General features: G+C 66.9%; 16 protein-coding genes. 6 read left to right on the top strand and 10 right to left on the bottom strand.

All coding sequences use genetic code 11. The features are described from left to right. Positions 1–143 precede the first annotated feature (143 nt). Positions 144–1,655, top strand: a complete 1,512-nt coding sequence (locus FHR21_RS06655; RefSeq protein WP_184096565.1) for a replicative DNA helicase — start codon at positions 144–146, stop codon at positions 1,653–1,655. Positions 1,656–1,742: 87 nt separating this feature from the next. On the opposite strand, the gene FHR21_RS06650 is transcribed toward FHR21_RS06655, so the two are convergent. The 6 genes from FHR21_RS06650 to astD form a co-directional block, all read right to left on the bottom strand. Beyond that, positions 1,743–2,534, bottom strand: a complete 792-nt coding sequence (locus tag FHR21_RS06650) for a phosphoadenylyl-sulfate reductase (RefSeq protein WP_184096563.1) — start codon at positions 2,532–2,534, stop codon at positions 1,743–1,745. Continuing rightward, entirely contained in the window at positions 2,527–2,952 is a 426-nt protein-coding gene (locus FHR21_RS06645) for a DUF934 domain-containing protein (RefSeq protein ID WP_184096561.1), read from the bottom strand. Before FHR21_RS06645 ends, FHR21_RS06650 begins: the two co-directional genes overlap by 8 nt. After that, entirely contained in the window at positions 2,945–4,579 is a 1,635-nt protein-coding gene (locus FHR21_RS06640) for a nitrite/sulfite reductase (protein WP_184096559.1), read from the bottom strand. Before FHR21_RS06640 ends, FHR21_RS06645 begins: the two co-directional genes overlap by 8 nt. A gap of 1 nt (position 4,580) precedes the next feature. Continuing rightward, complete coding sequence (locus tag FHR21_RS06635; RefSeq protein ID WP_184096557.1) at positions 4,581–4,877, bottom strand: DUF2849 domain-containing protein; 297 nt, start codon at positions 4,875–4,877, stop codon at positions 4,581–4,583. Further along, positions 4,865–5,671, bottom strand: coding sequence for a uroporphyrinogen-III C-methyltransferase (cobA, locus tag FHR21_RS06630; RefSeq protein ID WP_184096555.1), 807 nt, complete (start codon positions 5,669–5,671; stop codon positions 4,865–4,867). The genes FHR21_RS06635 and cobA overlap by 13 nt, the downstream gene beginning before the upstream one ends. Before the next feature lie 277 nt (positions 5,672–5,948). Further along, the gene (gene astD / locus FHR21_RS06625; RefSeq protein WP_184096553.1) at positions 5,949–7,394 is read right to left on the bottom strand and encodes a succinylglutamate-semialdehyde dehydrogenase; all 1,446 of its coding nucleotides are present in this window, start codon (positions 7,392–7,394) and stop codon (positions 5,949–5,951) included. Between the two features lie 206 nt (positions 7,395–7,600). Here astD and FHR21_RS06620 point away from each other — a divergent pair, with 206 nt between their 5' ends. The 4 genes from FHR21_RS06620 (at position 7,601) to FHR21_RS06605 (ending at position 11,497) form a co-directional block, all read left to right on the top strand. Next, entirely contained in the window at positions 7,601–8,500 is a 900-nt protein-coding gene (locus tag FHR21_RS06620) for an alpha/beta fold hydrolase (RefSeq protein ID WP_184097142.1), read from the top strand. Then, on the top strand, positions 8,497–9,660 hold the full coding sequence (locus FHR21_RS06615) for a glycosyltransferase (RefSeq protein ID WP_338113085.1): 1,164 nt from the start codon (positions 8,497–8,499) through the stop codon (positions 9,658–9,660). Before FHR21_RS06620 ends, FHR21_RS06615 begins: the two co-directional genes overlap by 4 nt. Before the next feature lie 85 nt (positions 9,661–9,745). Further along, complete coding sequence (locus tag FHR21_RS06610; protein WP_184096551.1) at positions 9,746–11,149, top strand: nitronate monooxygenase; 1,404 nt, start codon at positions 9,746–9,748, stop codon at positions 11,147–11,149. Positions 11,150–11,194: 45 nt separating this feature from the next. Further along, entirely contained in the window at positions 11,195–11,497 is a 303-nt protein-coding gene (locus FHR21_RS06605) for a GIY-YIG nuclease family protein (RefSeq protein ID WP_184096549.1), read from the top strand. Positions 11,498–11,608: 111 nt separating this feature from the next. Here the strand turns inward: FHR21_RS06605 and FHR21_RS06600 are convergent, their stop codons facing one another. Next, positions 11,609–12,607, bottom strand: a complete 999-nt coding sequence (locus FHR21_RS06600; RefSeq protein ID WP_184096547.1) for a 2-hydroxyacid dehydrogenase — start codon at positions 12,605–12,607, stop codon at positions 11,609–11,611. 126 nt (positions 12,608–12,733) lie between these two features. Here FHR21_RS06600 and FHR21_RS06595 point away from each other — a divergent pair, with 126 nt between their 5' ends. Then, positions 12,734–13,231 (top strand): SH3 domain-containing protein, encoded by a 498-nt coding sequence (locus tag FHR21_RS06595; RefSeq protein WP_184096545.1) that lies wholly within the window; start codon positions 12,734–12,736, stop codon positions 13,229–13,231. A 69-nt stretch (positions 13,232–13,300) separates the two neighbouring features. Here FHR21_RS06595 and FHR21_RS06590 read toward each other — a convergent pair whose 3' ends face one another. From FHR21_RS06590 to FHR21_RS20660, 3 genes are all read right to left on the bottom strand, one after another. Then, positions 13,301–13,759, bottom strand: coding sequence for an RcnB family protein (locus FHR21_RS06590; protein WP_184096543.1), 459 nt, complete (start codon positions 13,757–13,759; stop codon positions 13,301–13,303). A gap of 180 nt (positions 13,760–13,939) precedes the next feature. Continuing rightward, the gene (locus FHR21_RS06585) at positions 13,940–15,127 is read right to left on the bottom strand and encodes an acetyl-CoA C-acyltransferase (RefSeq protein WP_184096541.1); all 1,188 of its coding nucleotides are present in this window, start codon (positions 15,125–15,127) and stop codon (positions 13,940–13,942) included. 201 nt (positions 15,128–15,328) lie between these two features. Beyond that, positions 15,329–15,641, bottom strand: a 313-nt coding sequence (locus FHR21_RS20660; protein WP_221235060.1) for a hypothetical protein, incomplete at its 5' end; no start/stop codon positions are given.

Here is a 15,641-nt window from a genome sequence, read left to right as displayed (position 1 = left end):
CAAACTGTGTCACGACTATGTCTCGATCTCCTTCGACACGACCGGAAATTCGGACTTATCCCCAGAAGCGTTCACGGTGATGACATGGCATGATGCGACACATTCGTTGCACGCGCCCACAGTTCGGCGCATGATGCTTCGCCATGTCCGAAGTCGCCCGCTTTCCTGCCCCGGTCTCGTCCGGGGACGACCGTCAATTGCCCCGCAATATCGAGGCCGAGGCCGCGTTTCTGGGCGCGATCCTGATCGACAATCGAGTCGTCGAGGATCTGCCGGTCCAGTTGAACGCCGCCCATTTCTTCGAGCCGCTGCACGGGCGCATCTTCGCGCAGACGATGGCGCTGATCGAGCGCAACAGCATCGCGACCCCGGTGACGCTGAAGCCCTATTTCGAGAATGACGAGGCGATGAAGGCGGTCGGCGGCGTCGGCTATCTCGCGCAGCTTACCGGCAGCGGCGCCGGGCTGATCGGCGCACGCGACTTCGCGCGGCAGATCTACGACCTCGCGCTGTTGCGCGAACTGGTCGACGTCGGCCGCACGATGGTCGAGGGCGCGCTCGACACGAGCGAGAGCGTCGACCCGCAGGCGCAGATCGAGGAAGCCGAGACGGCGCTCTATCGCGTCGCGGGCGGCGAGTCTGAAATGGGGTCGGTCAAGAGCTTCAACGCCGCGAGCCTCACCGCGCTGCAGGCGGCCGAGCGGGCGCTGAACTCGGGCGGTCACCTGTCGGGGATCACCACCGGCATCGGCAGCATGAACGCCAAGATCGGCGGCATGCACAATTCGGACCTGATGATCCTTGCGGGCCGTCCGGGCATGGGCAAGACCTCGCTCGCCACCAACATCGCCTACAACGCCGCCGAACGCTTCCGCCGCGACGAAGAGGACGGCATTCCGCCCGAGAAGAATATGGGCGCCAAGGTCGCCTTCTTCAGCCTTGAAATGTCGGCCGATCAGCTCGCGACGCGCGTGCTCGCCGAACAGTCGGGCGTGTCGGGCGAGGCGCTGCGCATGGGCAAGATCAGCAAGGAGCAGTTCCAGCAGCTCTCGCGCGCCGCGCAGGAACTCCAGACCCTGCCCCTGTTCATCGACGATACGCCGGGACTGACGATCGCCGGCCTGCGCACCCGCGCCCGGCGGCTCCAGCGCCGCCATGGCATCGGCTTCATCGTCGTCGACTATCTCCAGCTCTTGCAGGGCAGCTCGCGCAGCGGCGACAATCGCGTGCAGGAGATTTCCGAAATTTCCCGTGGCCTCAAGACTTTGGCGAAAGAGCTTAATGTCCCGGTCATGGCCCTGTCGCAGCTCAGCCGCCAGGTCGAAAGCCGCGAGGACAAGCGACCGCAGCTTTCCGACCTTCGTGAATCGGGGTCGATCGAGCAGGACGCCGACATGGTGCTGTTCGTGTTCCGCGAGGATTATTACGTCGCCGCGCGCGAGCCCAAGCGGCCGATCGAGGGCGACGACGTCAAGATCCACGCCGCGCACGAGGAATGGGCGGCCGAGATGGAGCGCGTCTTCGGCCTCGCCGAAGTCATCGTGGCCAAGTCGCGCCACGGCTCGACCGGCAAGGTGCGGTTGCACTTCGAGGCCAAGACGACGAAATTCAGCGACCTCGCCGACGACAGCCGGGCGTATGAGGATTATGAATAGAAACGTCGCCCCAGCGAAAGCTGGGGCCGCTATCGGCAAGAAGGATGCCAGCGGTCCCAGCTTTCGCTGGGACGACATCTTGCTCGATCAAAACGCCGGGTCGTTGGCCGGATCGTCGCCCAGCGGCGTCACCGCTTCGTGGATGCCGCATTCGGTCTTGTCCCAGCCGCGCCAGCGGCCCGCGCGCGGATCTTCGCCCGGTTTGACCTTCGACGTGCACGGCGAGCAGCCGATCGACGGATAGCCTTCGGCCTCGAGCGGATGGCGCGGCAGGTCGTGTTCGGCGAAATAGGCATCGAGCGCATCGCGCGTCCAGTTGGCAAGCGGATTGAACTTCAGCCGGCCCGTGCTCCCGTCGAGCTCGAAGCGCGGCAGGCCCTGGCGCGTAGACGACTGGAATCCCTTGCGTCCGGTGATGGAGGTGTCGAAATCAGCGAGCGCCTTTTCGAGCGGCTTGACCTTGCGAATCTCGCAGCAACCGTCGGGGTCGTAGGACCAGCGCAGCCCGGTTTCGTCCTTCGTCGCCAGTTCCTCGGCATCGGGCGTCAGCGTGACGAGATTCAGCCCCAGCCGCGCCGCGAGCGCGTCGCGATAGGCGAGCGTTTCGGGGAAATGCTTGCCGGTATCGAGGAAGAGCACCGGGATATCAGGCGCGACGCGGGTGACGAGGTGCAGCAGCACCGCGCTTTCGGCGCCGAAGCTCGACACGATCGCCGTGTCGCCGATCAGCCCCGCGCCGAGCACGCTCGCGACCGTCTCCGCCGCGTCCTGGCCGCGGAAGAGATTGTTGAGACGGATGACGTCGGCCTGGGTGAAGCGCGGCGCCACGTCGATCCGGTCGCGGGTACGATCTTCGGGAGGGGTCTTCACCTCAGCCATGCCTCAGCTTCCAGATCGGCACGGCGCCGTCGGCGGCATGCTGATAGACATGCTCGTAACGGCTCAGGCACGCATCGACATCGGCACGGTTGAGCGGCGATTGCGGCGCGAAGCTGTCGATACCGCAGCGGCGCATGAAGAAGATCAAATCGACCAGCACGTCGCCTTCGGCGCGGATTTCGCCCTCATAGCCCGCCTCGCGCAGGATACGCGCGGCGGTGAAGCAGCGGCCGTCGCGAAACCGGGGGATGCCCAGTTCGACCAGCTTGACGCGGTCCAGCACCGGGATCAGCCGCCGCGGGTCCTCGCCCGCCTCGATCCGCACCGCGCTGGCGTCCTCCTGGTCGACGAAGGCGTCGAGCGTGACCGCCGGCTCCTCGATCGGGTCGTCGTTCCGGAAACGCAGGACATCAGCCATAAATAGCCTCCTTGAAGGCGTCGAGGCCGACGCGGCGATAGGTGTCGATGAAGCGCTCGCCGGGGTCGCGCAGCTCGCGATAGCGCTCGATCGCGCGCTCGACCGCGTCGACGACGCCGTCCTCGTCGAAGCCGGGGCCGGTGATCTTGGCCTGCGTCGTGTCCTCCGCGCCCGATCCGCCGAGCAGGAGCTGGTAATTTTCGGTGCCCTTGCGGTCGACGCCCAGGATACCGATGTGCCCCGCGTGGTGGTGGCCACAGGCGTTGATGCAGCCCGAAATCTTGATCTTGAGTTCGCCGAGGTCGAGCTGACGCTCCATCTCGGCGAAGCGCCGCTGGATCTTCTGTGCGACCGGGATCGAGCGCGCATTGGCGAGGGTGCAATAGTCGAGGCCGGGACAGGCGATGACGTCGGTGACGAGGTCGAGGTTGGCATCGGCCAGTCCCGCTTCGTGCAGTGCCTGCCACACCGCATAGAGGTCCTGCTTGCGGACGTGGGGCAGCACCAGATTCTGCGCGTGGGTCACCCGCACATCGTCGAAGCTGTAGCGCTCGGCAAGGTCGGCCACGACCTCCATCTGCTCGGCGGTGGCGTCGCCGCCGATGCCGCCGATGGGCTTGAGGCTGATGTTGGCGATCGCATAGCCGGGCGTCTTGTGCGCGATGACCTGCTGGTCGACCCACAGCGCGAAGTCGGGGTCGGACCGGTCGATGTCGTCGGGCAGCCCGGTCTCGAACGGCGGCGGCGTGAAATAGGCGGCGATGCGATCATATTCCGCCTGCGGGAAGTCGGTGTCCAGCGTCAGGAAATGCTGAAACGCTTCCTCGACCTGACGGCGGAACTCCTCTTCGCCCAGATCGTGGACGAGGATCTTCATCCGCTGCTTGTGGATATTGTCGCGCCGTGCGTGGAGGTTCCACACGCGCAGGATCGCCTGGATATAGGAGAATATCTGCGCCGCGGGGCAGAAATCGCGGATCTTGTACGCGATGAAGGGGGTGCGCCCCATGCCGCCGCCGGCATAGACCTCGAAGCCTTCCTCGCCCGCTTCGTTGCGCACGATGCGCAGCGCGCAGTCGTGCCAGCGCAGCGCCGCGCGGTCGGCGGGCGACGAAATGACGCAAATCTTGAACTTGCGCGGCAGATAGCTGAATTCGGGGTGAAAGCTGGTCGCCTGGCGCAGCAACTCGGCCCAGGGGCGCGGGTCGCAGATTTCGTCGGCGGCGGCGCCCGCATATTGGTCGGCGGAGATGTTGCGGATGCTCTCGCCGCTGGTCTGGATCGCGTGCATCTCGACCGTCGCAAGCTCAGCGAGGATGTCGGGCGCGTCCTCCAGCTTGATCCAGTGATATTGCAGGTTCTGGCGCGTCGTGAAATGGCCATAGCCGCGATCATATTTGCGCGCGATCTCGGCCAGCTTGCGAAGCTGGCGCGAATTGAGCGTGCCATAGGGAATGGCGACGCGCAGCATATAGGCGTGAAGCTGAAGATAGAGCCCGTTCTTCAGCCGCAGCGGCTTGAACTGGTCGTCGTTCATGTCGCCGGCGATGCGGCGGCGCACCTGGTCGCGGAAATCCTCGACGCGCGCGTCGACCATCGCCTGGTCATATTGGTCATATTTGTACATGTCAGATCACCCAGTCGCCGGCCGCGGGGTCGGCGGGTTTCAGGTTGAGGTCGGGGCGCACGGTCGGGCCGCGCGCGCGGATGCGGTCCTTGATATGCGCGGGGCGCGGTCCCTGCGTCGTGTCGATGGCGTCGATCATATAGCCGCCGTTGACGCGGCGCGCGCCTTCCTCGGCGGCGAGGATCGCCTCGCCATGCTCGCCGGCGTCGGCGGCGTCCTCGACATGCACCGACCAGTCGCGGCCGGTCCACCAGATCACGGCCCCCGTCTTCAGGTCGTTTCCGGTCAGTAATCGCATGAAATATCCTTCAATGAAGCGGCGGCGGCGGGCCCGCCGAGGCAGTCGAGCGCGTCGGCGCGGGCGGCGACCTTGCCGACGACGATCAGCGCCGGGCTTTGCACTCGTTCGCGCGCGACGAGGTCGCCGAGGTCGGTGAGCAGGGTCCGCAGAACGCGTGCTTCGGCGGTGGTGCCGCGTTCGACGACCGCGACTGGCAGGCCGGGCGAGACGCCGTCGGCGATCAGCTTGTCGGCGATCGCCGAAGCGGTAGCGAGGCCCATGTAGATGACCAGCGTGCGACCGTGCCCGGCGAGGCCCGACCAGTCCTGATCGGTCAGATCCTTGCACTGGCCGGCGACGAAGCTGACCGCGCTCGCATCGGCGCGGTGGGTGAGGGGGAGCCCCGCCTGCGCGGCGCAGCCGGCGGCGGCGGTGATGCCGGGAACGACCTCGCAGGCGACACCGGCTTCGCGCGCGGCCTCGAGCTCCTCGCCGCCGCGCCCGAAGATGAAGGGATCGCCGCCCTTCAGGCGCACGACCTGCTTGCCGGCCTGTGCCTCGCGGACGATCAGCGCGTTGATCCGGTCCTGCCGCATCGTGTGGCGGCTGCGCTGCTTGGCGACGCTGATCCGTTCGACGTGCGACGGGATCAAGGCGAGCACGCCCGCGCCGACCAATCCGTCGTGAACGACCAGATCGGCGCTGGCCAGCAGCCGCGCCGCGCGCAGCGTCAGCAGCTCGGGATCGCCGGGACCGGCGCCGACGAGCCACAGCTTGCCCGCAGAGGGGAGGGAGGCGGGGGCATGTTCCATGGCGCCGACAATGGTGCGGCGCGGGAAAAATCGCAAAGCAGGCTTTTTTGGATCGGGTGAAGCGAAACTTGCGGGGAAATCTTTCCTCCCCCTCGATGGGGGAGGCAGCGAGACTTGGCGGCTTGCCGCCTAGTCGCAGCGGAGGGGGTGCGGTCTCGGCCTGAAGCCGACGGGGTGTCATGAGACGCACCCTCACCTCCATCCAACGACGCCTAATCGCCAGGCGACAAGGCTTCGTATCCTTCCCCCATCAATGGGGAAGGGTTGGACTCCCGGCCTATATAAACCCCTTGCGCACCAGCTTCGGCCCCTCGTCGTCGTGCAGGCCGACACCGATCGAGGCGCGCAGGGCGTCGCTCTCGCTGCTCGCCACCGGATAGGCGCAATAGTCGGCGGCGTAGAAGGCGCTCGGCCGGTGGTTGCCCGACAGGCCGATGCCGCCGAAGGGCGCGGCGGAGGAGGCACCGTTGGTCGGGCGGTTCCAGTTGATGACGCCGGCGCGCGCATTGGCCCAAAACTGGTCGTAGAGCTGGGGCGTCCCGCCGATCAGCGCGGCGGAGAGGCCGAAGGCGGTGTTGTTGGCCTCGGCGATCGCGGCCTCGAAGCTCTCGACGCGGACGACCTGCAGCAGTGGCCCGAACAGCTCGATATCGGGGCGCTCGGGCATGGCGGTGACGTCGATGATGCCGGGAGTCAGAAAGGGCCGGCCTTCGACCGGACGCGTCATGTGGCGGATGACCTGTCCGCCATTCGACATCAGGATCAGAAAGCTTTCGGTCAGGCCGTCGGCCGCCTCATTGTCGATCACCGGCCCCATATAGGGCGCGGGTTCGGCGTGCGGATGGTCGACGATCAGCCGGCCGGACAGGGTTCGCACCTCCTCGATCAGCGGTTCCGCCATCGCCTGCTTGACGATCAGGCGCCGTGCGTTGGTGCAGCGCTGCCCCGCGCTCAGGAAAGCCGACTGGACGACCAGAATCGCGGCGGTGCGGATGTCGGCGGTGTCCCAGACGACGATCGGGTTGTTTCCGCCCATTTCGAGCGCGAGAATCCTGTCGGGCCGCGCGGCGAACTGGCGGTTGAGGGCGATCCCGGTGCGCGCCGATCCGGTGAACAGCAGCCCGTCGAGGCCGTCGTGTGCGGCCAGCGCCTTGCCCGTATCCGGCCCGCCGACGATCAGGCGCAGCACCTCTTCGGGCACGCCCGCGCTGTGGAACAGGTCGACCAGTTTCGCCCCCGTCGCGGGGGTCTTTTCGGACGGCTTGAACAGCACCGAATTGCCCGCGAGCAGCGCCGGGACGATATGGCCGTTCGGCAGGTGCGCGGGGAAATTATAGGGACCGAGCACCGCGAGCGCGCCGTGGGGCTTGTGACGCACCGCGTTGCGCAGCCCCATCGCGCCCTCGATGCGCCGGTTCGGCGTGCGCTCCGAATAGGCGGTGACCGAAATATCGACCTTGTTGCACACCGATTCGACCTCGGTGCGCGCTTCCCACAGCGGCTTGCCGGTCTCGCGCGCGATCAGGTCGGCAAAGCCCTCCGCCTCGGCCTTCACTCGGTCGACGAAGCGGCGCAGCGTTTCGGCACGATAGGCGAAGGGCCGGGCGGCCCAGCCGAGCCAGGCGGCGCGCGCCGCCGCGACCTCGGCATCGACGTCGCTCGTCCGGCCGCGCCACAGTTCGGCGCCGGTCGCGGGTTCGTGGGAAACCAGCTCCTCGCTCATGACCGCGCTCTTCCGTAATCGAAGCGGGCGGGGCACAGGCGGGCGTTTGTGGCTGGTCGGACCATCCGCCCGCTCTTATCGGCGAAAGCGGGACGCGGCAACCGCCGCGCGCCGCCGCGACGGATCGCTTGCGCCGCGCGCGCGCCTTGGCGATAGATGCGCGCGCCACGCGAAGAAAGGGACGGAGCATTTCGGTCAGCGAAGACATCGGCAGCGACGCGAACGCGCATCAAGACGGCCAATGGGACGACCATTATTGGTGGTCCGCCGACGGGGTGCGGCTGCACGCGCGCATCTATCCCGGTCCCGCAGCGGCGGCCGATGCGCCGCCGCTGCTCTGCATGCCCGGCCTCGCGCGCAATGCCCGCGATTTCGAGGCGCTCGCGCCGCATGTGGCGCGGTCGCGCAAGACCATCGTCGTCGAATTCCGCGGGCGCGGCGATAGCGCCTATGCCAAGGACCCGATGACCTATGTCCCGCTCACCTATGTGCAGGACGTCGTTGCCCTGCTCGACGAGCTCGCGATCCCGCGCATCGCGACCATCGGCACCTCGCTCGGCGGGCTCGTGTCGATGTTCCTCGCGGCGAGCCTGCCCGACCGGATCGTCGGCGCGGTGCTCAACGATGTCGGGCCGGAACTGGAGAAGGCGGGGCTCGACCGTATCCGCGACTATATCGGCGTCGGCGGCAGCCAGCCGACGTGGATGCACGCCGCGCGTGCCTATGCCGAGCTCAACGGCGCCATCTATCCTGCATATGGCATCCACGATTGGCTGCGACTGACCAAGCGGACGCATCGGCTGACCCCCGAGGGGCGCGTGATCGCCGATTACGACAAGCAGATCGCGGCGCCGCTGCGCCTCGCGGGCGACGCCGCCGGCATCGACCTGTGGCCTGCCTTCCGCGCCTTCGGCGACAGCCCGGTGCTGATCCTGCGTGGGCGGCTTTCGGACATATTGGCGAAACCGGCGGCGGCGAAGATGGCGGCCGAGCTGCCGCGTGCCCGGCTGGTCGAGGTGGCAGGCGTCGGCCATGCGCCGACGATGGACGAACCCGACGCGCTCGTCGCCATCGACGCCTGGCTCGCGGAGCTTCCGGCCCAGTGAGCGAAGCGGGCGCACCCTGGCCGATCCGCATCCTGCACCTGCATTCGAGCTTCTCGCTCGGCGGCAAGGAGGCGCGGGCGGTACGGCTGATGAACCTGATGGAGGATCGCGCCCATCATACCATCCTGTCGGCCATGCCCGACGCGCTGGGCGCGCGCGACGCGATCGCGCCAGGGATAAGGGTCGATTTCCCAAAGGATGCGCCGCCGCTCCACGGCCGCCCGTCGCTGCCGCGCTATCGCGACCTCGCGCGCTACATGCGCGGTTTCGACCTGCTGCTCAGCTATAATTGGGGCGCGATGGACGGGGTGATGGCGCATCGCCTCCACCGCGGGCGCATCCCAGCGCGCCTGATCCATCACGAGGACGGGTTCAACGAGGATGAGAGCGTCCGGCGCAACTGGAAGCGCAACCTGTTCCGCCGCCACGCGCTGCGCCATGTCGCGGGCGTCGTGGTGCCATCGGCCCTGCTGCAACGGATCGCCGCCGACGAGTGGAAGGTCGGTGCGCGTACCCATCTGATCTGCAACGGCATCGCTATCGCCGCCTATGCGCGCGGCCCCGACGTGCCGATCCCCGGTTTCGAGCGTCGTCCGGGCGAGGTGGTGATCGGCACCATGGCCGGGCTGCGCAAGGTCAAGGATCTGCCGCGCCTCGTCCGCGCGGTCGCAACACTGCCGCCGCATGTGCGGCTGGCGATCGTCGGCGAGGGCCCCGAACGCGCGGCGATCGCGGCCGAGGCGGCGGCGTGCGGCATGGCCGATCGGCTGGTCCTGCCCGGCTTCATGGCTCAGCCCGCGCGCTGGATCGGCCATTTCGACCTGCTCGCCCTGTCGTCGCTCAGCGAACAGGCGCCGATTTCGGTGATCGAGGCGATGGCGGCGGGCCTGCCCGTCGTCAGCCCCGCCGTCGGCGACGTCGCGGCAATGGTCGCCGACGAAAACCGGCCCTTCATCGCGGCGGACGAAGCCGCCTTCCGCGCCGCGCTCGCCCGCATGGCCGGCGATGCGGCGCTCCGCACGGCGATCGGCGCGGCGAACCGGCGCGCGGCCGCCCAACGCTTCGACGAATCTACCATGGTCGATTCCTATGAAAAGCTCTATGCTCGGGCGCTTCAGGGGTATGGCCCTTTCAGCGGACGCTGGATTGGCTTCGATTGACAAAACGCGCCGTCTTCCGCTTACGGAAACGGCAATCGGGGGCCGGCGCGCGATGGTGCGACCGGTGGAGAGAAAGAGGTTGAACGTGTTCAAAGGTTTGAAGCCCATCCTTTACGGCGGACGCGAAGTCTGGCCGCTGGTCGAGGGGGGTAAGGGTGTATCGGCGACCAATCATATGTCGAGCGGCGCCTGGGCGGCGGCGGGTGGCATCGGCACCGTGTCGGCGGTCAATGCCGACAGCTATGACGCCGAAGGCAAGATCATCCCGCAAATCTATCGCGCCCTGACGCGCCGCGAGCGCCATGAGGAACTGGTCCAGTACGCGATCGACGGTGCGGTCGAACAGGTCCGGCGCGCCTATGACGTCGCGAGCGGCAAGGGCGCGATCAACATCAACGTGCTGTGGGAAATGGGTGGCGCGCAGCGCGTGCTTGAGGGCGTGCTCGAAAAGACCCGTGGCCTGGTCACCGGTGTCACCTGCGGCGCCGGCATGCCTTACAAGCTCAGCGAGATCGCCGGGCGCTACAATGTCCATTATCTGCCGATCATCTCGTCGGCGCGCGCCTTTCGCGCGCTGTGGAAACGCGCCTATCACAAGGTCGCCGACCTGATGGCGGCCGTGGTCTACGAGGACCCGTGGCTCGCCGGCGGCCACAACGGCCTGTCGAATGCCGAGGATCCGCTGATCCCCGAAGATCCCTATCCGCGCGTCAAGGCGCTGCGCGCCACGATGCGCGCCGAAGGGATCGCCGACACGGTGCCGATCGTCATGGCGGGCGGCGTCTGGTATCTGCGCGACTGGGAACATTGGATCGACAATCCCGATCTTGGCCAGATCGTCTTCCAGTACGGCACGCGGCCGCTGCTGACGCAGGAAAGCCCGATCCCGCAGGAGTGGAAGGACCGGCTGCGCACGCTCGACGAGGGCGATGTGCTCCTCCACCGCTTCTCGCCCACCGGTTTTTATTCGAGCGCGGTGCGCAACCCCTTCCTGCGCGACCTCGAGGCGCGCTCGGAACGCCAGATTCCCTATTCGAAACAGCAGGCCGGCGACCATGTCGTCCAGCTCGACGTCGGGGTGAAGGGCAAGAATTTCTGGGTCACCCCGCACGACCGCGCCCGCGCGCGCGACTGGTTCGCCGAAGGCTATACCGAGGCGCTGAAGACCCCCGACAACACCGTCGTCTTCGTCACCGAAACCGATAAGGGCACGATCCGCAAGGACCAGGCAGACTGCATGGGCTGCCTGTCGCACTGCGGCTTTTCGTCTTGGAAGGACCACGACGATTATTCGACCGGCTATCTCGCCGACCCGCGCAGCTTCTGCATCCAGAAGACGCTCCAGGACATCGCGCACGGCGGCGACACCGAACAGAATCTGATGTTCGCGGGCCACGCCGCGTTCAATTTCAAGACCGACCCCTTCTATTCGAACAACTTCACCCCGACGGTGAAGGAACTCGTCGACCGGATTTTGACGGGGGATTGAGGTTCCCCGTCATTGCGAGCGTAGCGAAGCAATCCAGGGGCGGTCATGCGCCAACGTCAGCCGGCGGTCTATATCATGGCGAGCAAGCGGAACGGCACGCTCTATACGGGCGTGACGTCGAACCTGCCGCGGCGTGTGTGGCAGCATCGCGAAGGGGCGGGCGGATTTTCCGAACGCTATGATTGCAGGTTGCTCGTCTGGTTTGAGATGCACGGGACGATGGAACTGGCCATCGTGCGCGAGAAACAGATCAAGGCCGGGAGTCGCGCGAAGAAGCTGAAGCTTATCGAAACGGAAAATCCGCTCTGGCGGGATCTGTGGCCCGATATAATCGACGGAGCGGAATGACGCTCTGGATTGCTTCGCTACGCTCGCAATGACGAGGCTTTATGAAGTTCCGTCATTGCGAGGAGCGCAGCGACGAAGCAGTCCAGAGCGGCTCCGTGCAACGTCAACGATTCAGGCCCACCCCTCCAGCACCTGGTCGGGCGGGCGGTGCCCGTCGCTCCAGGCGCGGATATTGGCGACGACCTTGTCGCCCGACGCCTCGCGCCCCTCGATCGTCGCCGAGGCGAGGTGGGGCAGCAGCACCGCATTGTCGAGCGCGAGCAGTTCGGGATCGACCTTCGGCTCCTGCGCATAGACGTCGAGTCCCGCGCCGGCGATCCGCTTGCTCTTGAGCGCGGCGATCAGCGCCTTTTCGTCGACGATCTCGCCGCGCGCGGTGTTGATCAGATAGGCGGTGGGCTTCATCGCCGCGATCCGCGCCGCGTTCACCATCTCGTGCGTCTCGCCGGTATGCGGGCAGTGGATCGTCACCACGTCGCTGATCCGCATCAGCGTATCGACGCTGGCGTGATAGTTCGCGCCCAGTTCCTCCTCGATCGCGGCGGGCAGGCGCTTGCGATTGTGATAGTGGATCGACAGGCCGAACGCCCGCGCGCGGCGCGCGACCGCCAGCCCGATGCGCCCCATGCCGATGATGCCGAGCAGTTTCCCGCCGACCCGGCGGCCCAGCATCGTGCTCGGCGCCCAGCCTTCCCATGTGCCGGAGCGCATCAGCTTCTCGCCCTCGGCCAGGCGGCGCGGGACCGACAGGATCAGCGCCATCGTCATGTCGGCGGTGTCCTCGGTGAAGACGCTGGGCGTGTTCGACACCATGATGCCCTTCGCGCGCGCCGCGGCGAGGTCGATATGGTCGACCCCGGCGCCGAAATTGGCGATCAGCTTCAGCCGCTCGCCCGCCGCGGCGATGATATCGGCGTCGATGCGGTCGGTGACGGTGGGGACCAGCACGTCGCAATCCTGCACCGCGGCCTTCAGTTCGCCTTCCGAAAAGGCGTGGTCGCGCGCCGACAGCACCACTTCGAACAATTCGGCCATGCGCGCCTCGACATGCGGCATCAACTGGCGGGTGACGATGACGCGCGGGCGCTTCGGGCGAGGGGAATCGGGCATGGCCGCCGATAGAGCGCGCCCGCGCGCGAGGGTCAAGGGGCGCCTTGCCGGAAAGCCTGTGGACGAACCGCCGCTGCCCCCGTTCGGCCAGTTGAAAAGCCCTGCGGAGTTTGACAAGAGGAAGCCATGAAAATCCGCCACTTGCTTGTCGTCTTTGCGGCCGTCGCCGTTGCCGGGCCGGGCATCGTCATGGCGGTCGCCGATTTCGCCCCTGCCGCCGCGCAGGCGGCTGAGGAGGTGCAGGTGCCTTACTGGGCCTCGATCAGTGTCGACCGGGCGCGGATGCGCAAGGGGCCGTCGCAGGAGGTGCCGGTGCTGTGGGAATATCGTCGCAAGGACCTGCCGGTGCGGGTGATCGCGCGCCACGATCTGTGGCGCAAGGTCGAAGATCCCGACGGCGCGCAGGGCTGGATGGCGGCGCGGCTGCTCAGCCGCACGCGCACCGCGATCGTCACCGGCGGTGTCCGCTCGATGCGCAAGACGGCGAGTCCGAACGCCGCGATCGTCTATCGCGCCGAGCCCGGCGTCGTCGGGCGGATCAGCGATTGCAAGCCCGGCTGGTGCCTGTTCGACGTCAAGGGCCGCAAGGGCTGGATCGAAACCGCCCATATCTGGGGCGACTGAGGCCTGTATGCCGAAAGGGCCGGACGGTCGCCCGCCCGGCCCCCTGAATGGTGCTGGATCGTCCGCGGATCAGAAGAAGCCGCGATAGACCCGGACGACCGCGCCGCTGCGCACATTGACCAGCAGCAGGTCGTTATAATGACGGACATAGCTCAGCCCGGCGCCCGCGCGCGGGACACGCCAGCGCGCATCGTAGTTGAGGCGATAGGCGGGTGTATAATAGCGGCTGTTCAACCGGTTGCCGGCTGCGAAACGGTGATATTTGAACGGCGCGCGCCAGTTCGCATAGCGCTTGTCGCGCTTCCAGTCGCGCCGGTCCTCGCGATATTCCTGGCGCGCATCGCGCAGGTCGCGGCGCTGTTCGCGGACGTCGCCGCGATTGCCGTAACGGACCGCCTGGCGGACGTCGCGCTTCTGTTCGCGAACTTCCTGCCGGTCGCGGCGAAGTTCGCCGGTCTGGGCCTGGGCCACTGCGGGAACCATCATCGCGGCGATCAGGCCGGCGGTGAGAAATTGCATCTTCTTCATTTTGCCATTCCTTGTCTTGCCGTCAGGGGGAGGGGATCTGCCCGATGACAGGGAAAGGAATAGGCGCGGCCGTTTGAACGGACGCGGAATGCCGCGTTTATGCGGCAGACATAAGTGTCGCGAAATGTCGCGTCCGAAGGCGTCCGTCGCCCCTGCCTGTGCAGGGGCGACGCGCGTTCGTCAGATCAGTTCGACCGCCACCGCCGTCGCTTCGCCGCCGCCGATGCACAGGCTCGCGATGCCGCGCGTCTTGCCGTGGCGCTGGAGCGCGGCGATCAGCGTCGTGATGATGCGCGTGCCGCTGGCGCCGATCGGATGGCCGAGCGCGGTCGCGCCGCCGTGGACGTTGATCCTGTCGTGCGATATGCCCAGGTCGTGCATCGCGAACATCGCGACGCAGGCGAAGGCCTCGTTGACCTCGAACAGATCGACGTCGCCGATCGACCAGCCGGCCTTCGCCAGCACCTTGTTGATCGCGCCGATGGGGGCGACGGTGAAATCCTTGGGTTCCTGTGCGTGCGCGGCGTGCGCGACCAGCTTCGCGACCGGCTTGGCGCCCTTGGCCTCGGCGACCGACTGGCGGGTCAGCACGACCGCGGCGGCGCCGTCGGAGATCGACGAACTGGTCGCGGCGGTGATCGTGCCGTCCTTGGCAAAGGCCGGGCGCAGCGTCGGAATCTTGTCGGGATTGCCCTTGCCGGGCTGTTCGTCGGTGTCGACGACGACCTCGCCCTTGCGCGTGGTCAGCGTCACCGGGGTGATCTCGGCCGCGAAGGCGCCGTCGGCGATCGCCGCCTGCGCGCGTTTCAGCGATTCGATCGAATAATCGTCCTGCGCCTGCCGGCTGAGTTGATAGGCGTCGGCTGTCTCCTGCGCGAAGGTGCCCATCGCGCGGCCCGCCTCATAGGCGTCCTCCAGCCCGTCGAGGAACATATGGTCATAGGCGGTATCGTGCCCGATACGCGCGCCCGACCGATGCTTCTTGAGCAGATAGGGGGCGTTGGTCATCGACTCCATGCCGCCCGCGACGACCAGGTCGATGCTGCCGGCGGCGAGCGCCTCGGCGCCCATGATGACGGTCTGCATGCCCGACCCGCAGACCTTGTTGACGGTGGTCGCCTGCACCGACTTGGGCAGGCCGGCCTTGATCGCCGCCTGTCGCGCCGGCGCCTGGCCCAGCCCGGCGGGAAGGACGCAGCCCATATAGATGCGCTCGATATCGTCGCCCTTGACGCCCGCGCGTTCGACCGCCGCCTTGACCGCGGTGGCGCCCAGATCGGTCGCGCTCGCGTCCGACAGCACGCCCTGCATGCCGCCCATCGGGGTGCGGGCATAGGAGAGGAAGACGACGGGATCGGTGGCGGTCATGGGATGAGACTCCGGTGGGGAAAGATAGGTCGGGGGAGGGATTAGCCTTTTTGCTGCACTTGCGAAAGAGACTCTTCCGCGCTGGCGCCTCTACGCGCAGGGCCGATCGCGATTGCCGCGGCATATAGGGAGAAGCTTCCCGAAGCCCGGGCCTTCAGGGAGCGGTCGAGATATGGGAATGGTGAAAAATGGAGGAGAACTTCAGGAATCGAATCTAGCGATCGAGGCCGATACACCGTGCTCAAGAAGGAGAATGTCGAGCCTTTTCTCGACTTCGCCGGGACACGGGAACGGCTCGGAGCCATTGCGAAGGGCGGTGATGCGGCGCAGGCGGCGGCGAGGTTCACCGCATTGATTCTCGTCATAGCGGAAAGGGCCGCTTTTCACCATTCGGCACCCATAAGCGGTAAATCTCCTAACGTTTAGAGTTTCGGACGCCGCCAGGCGTCGGAAAGTCTTCGGTGCCCGAACCGCGGTGGTCATGGGCTGAGCTATGGGGAAAGCTGTTTGGTGC

Origin of the sequence: Sphingopyxis panaciterrulae (assembly GCF_014199295.1) — a bacterium.
Classification (GTDB): Bacteria; Pseudomonadota; Alphaproteobacteria; order Sphingomonadales; family Sphingomonadaceae; genus Sphingopyxis; species Sphingopyxis panaciterrulae.
The sequence above is the reverse complement of the archived record's forward strand: the minus strand, read 5'-3'. Positions and strand labels throughout refer to the sequence as shown.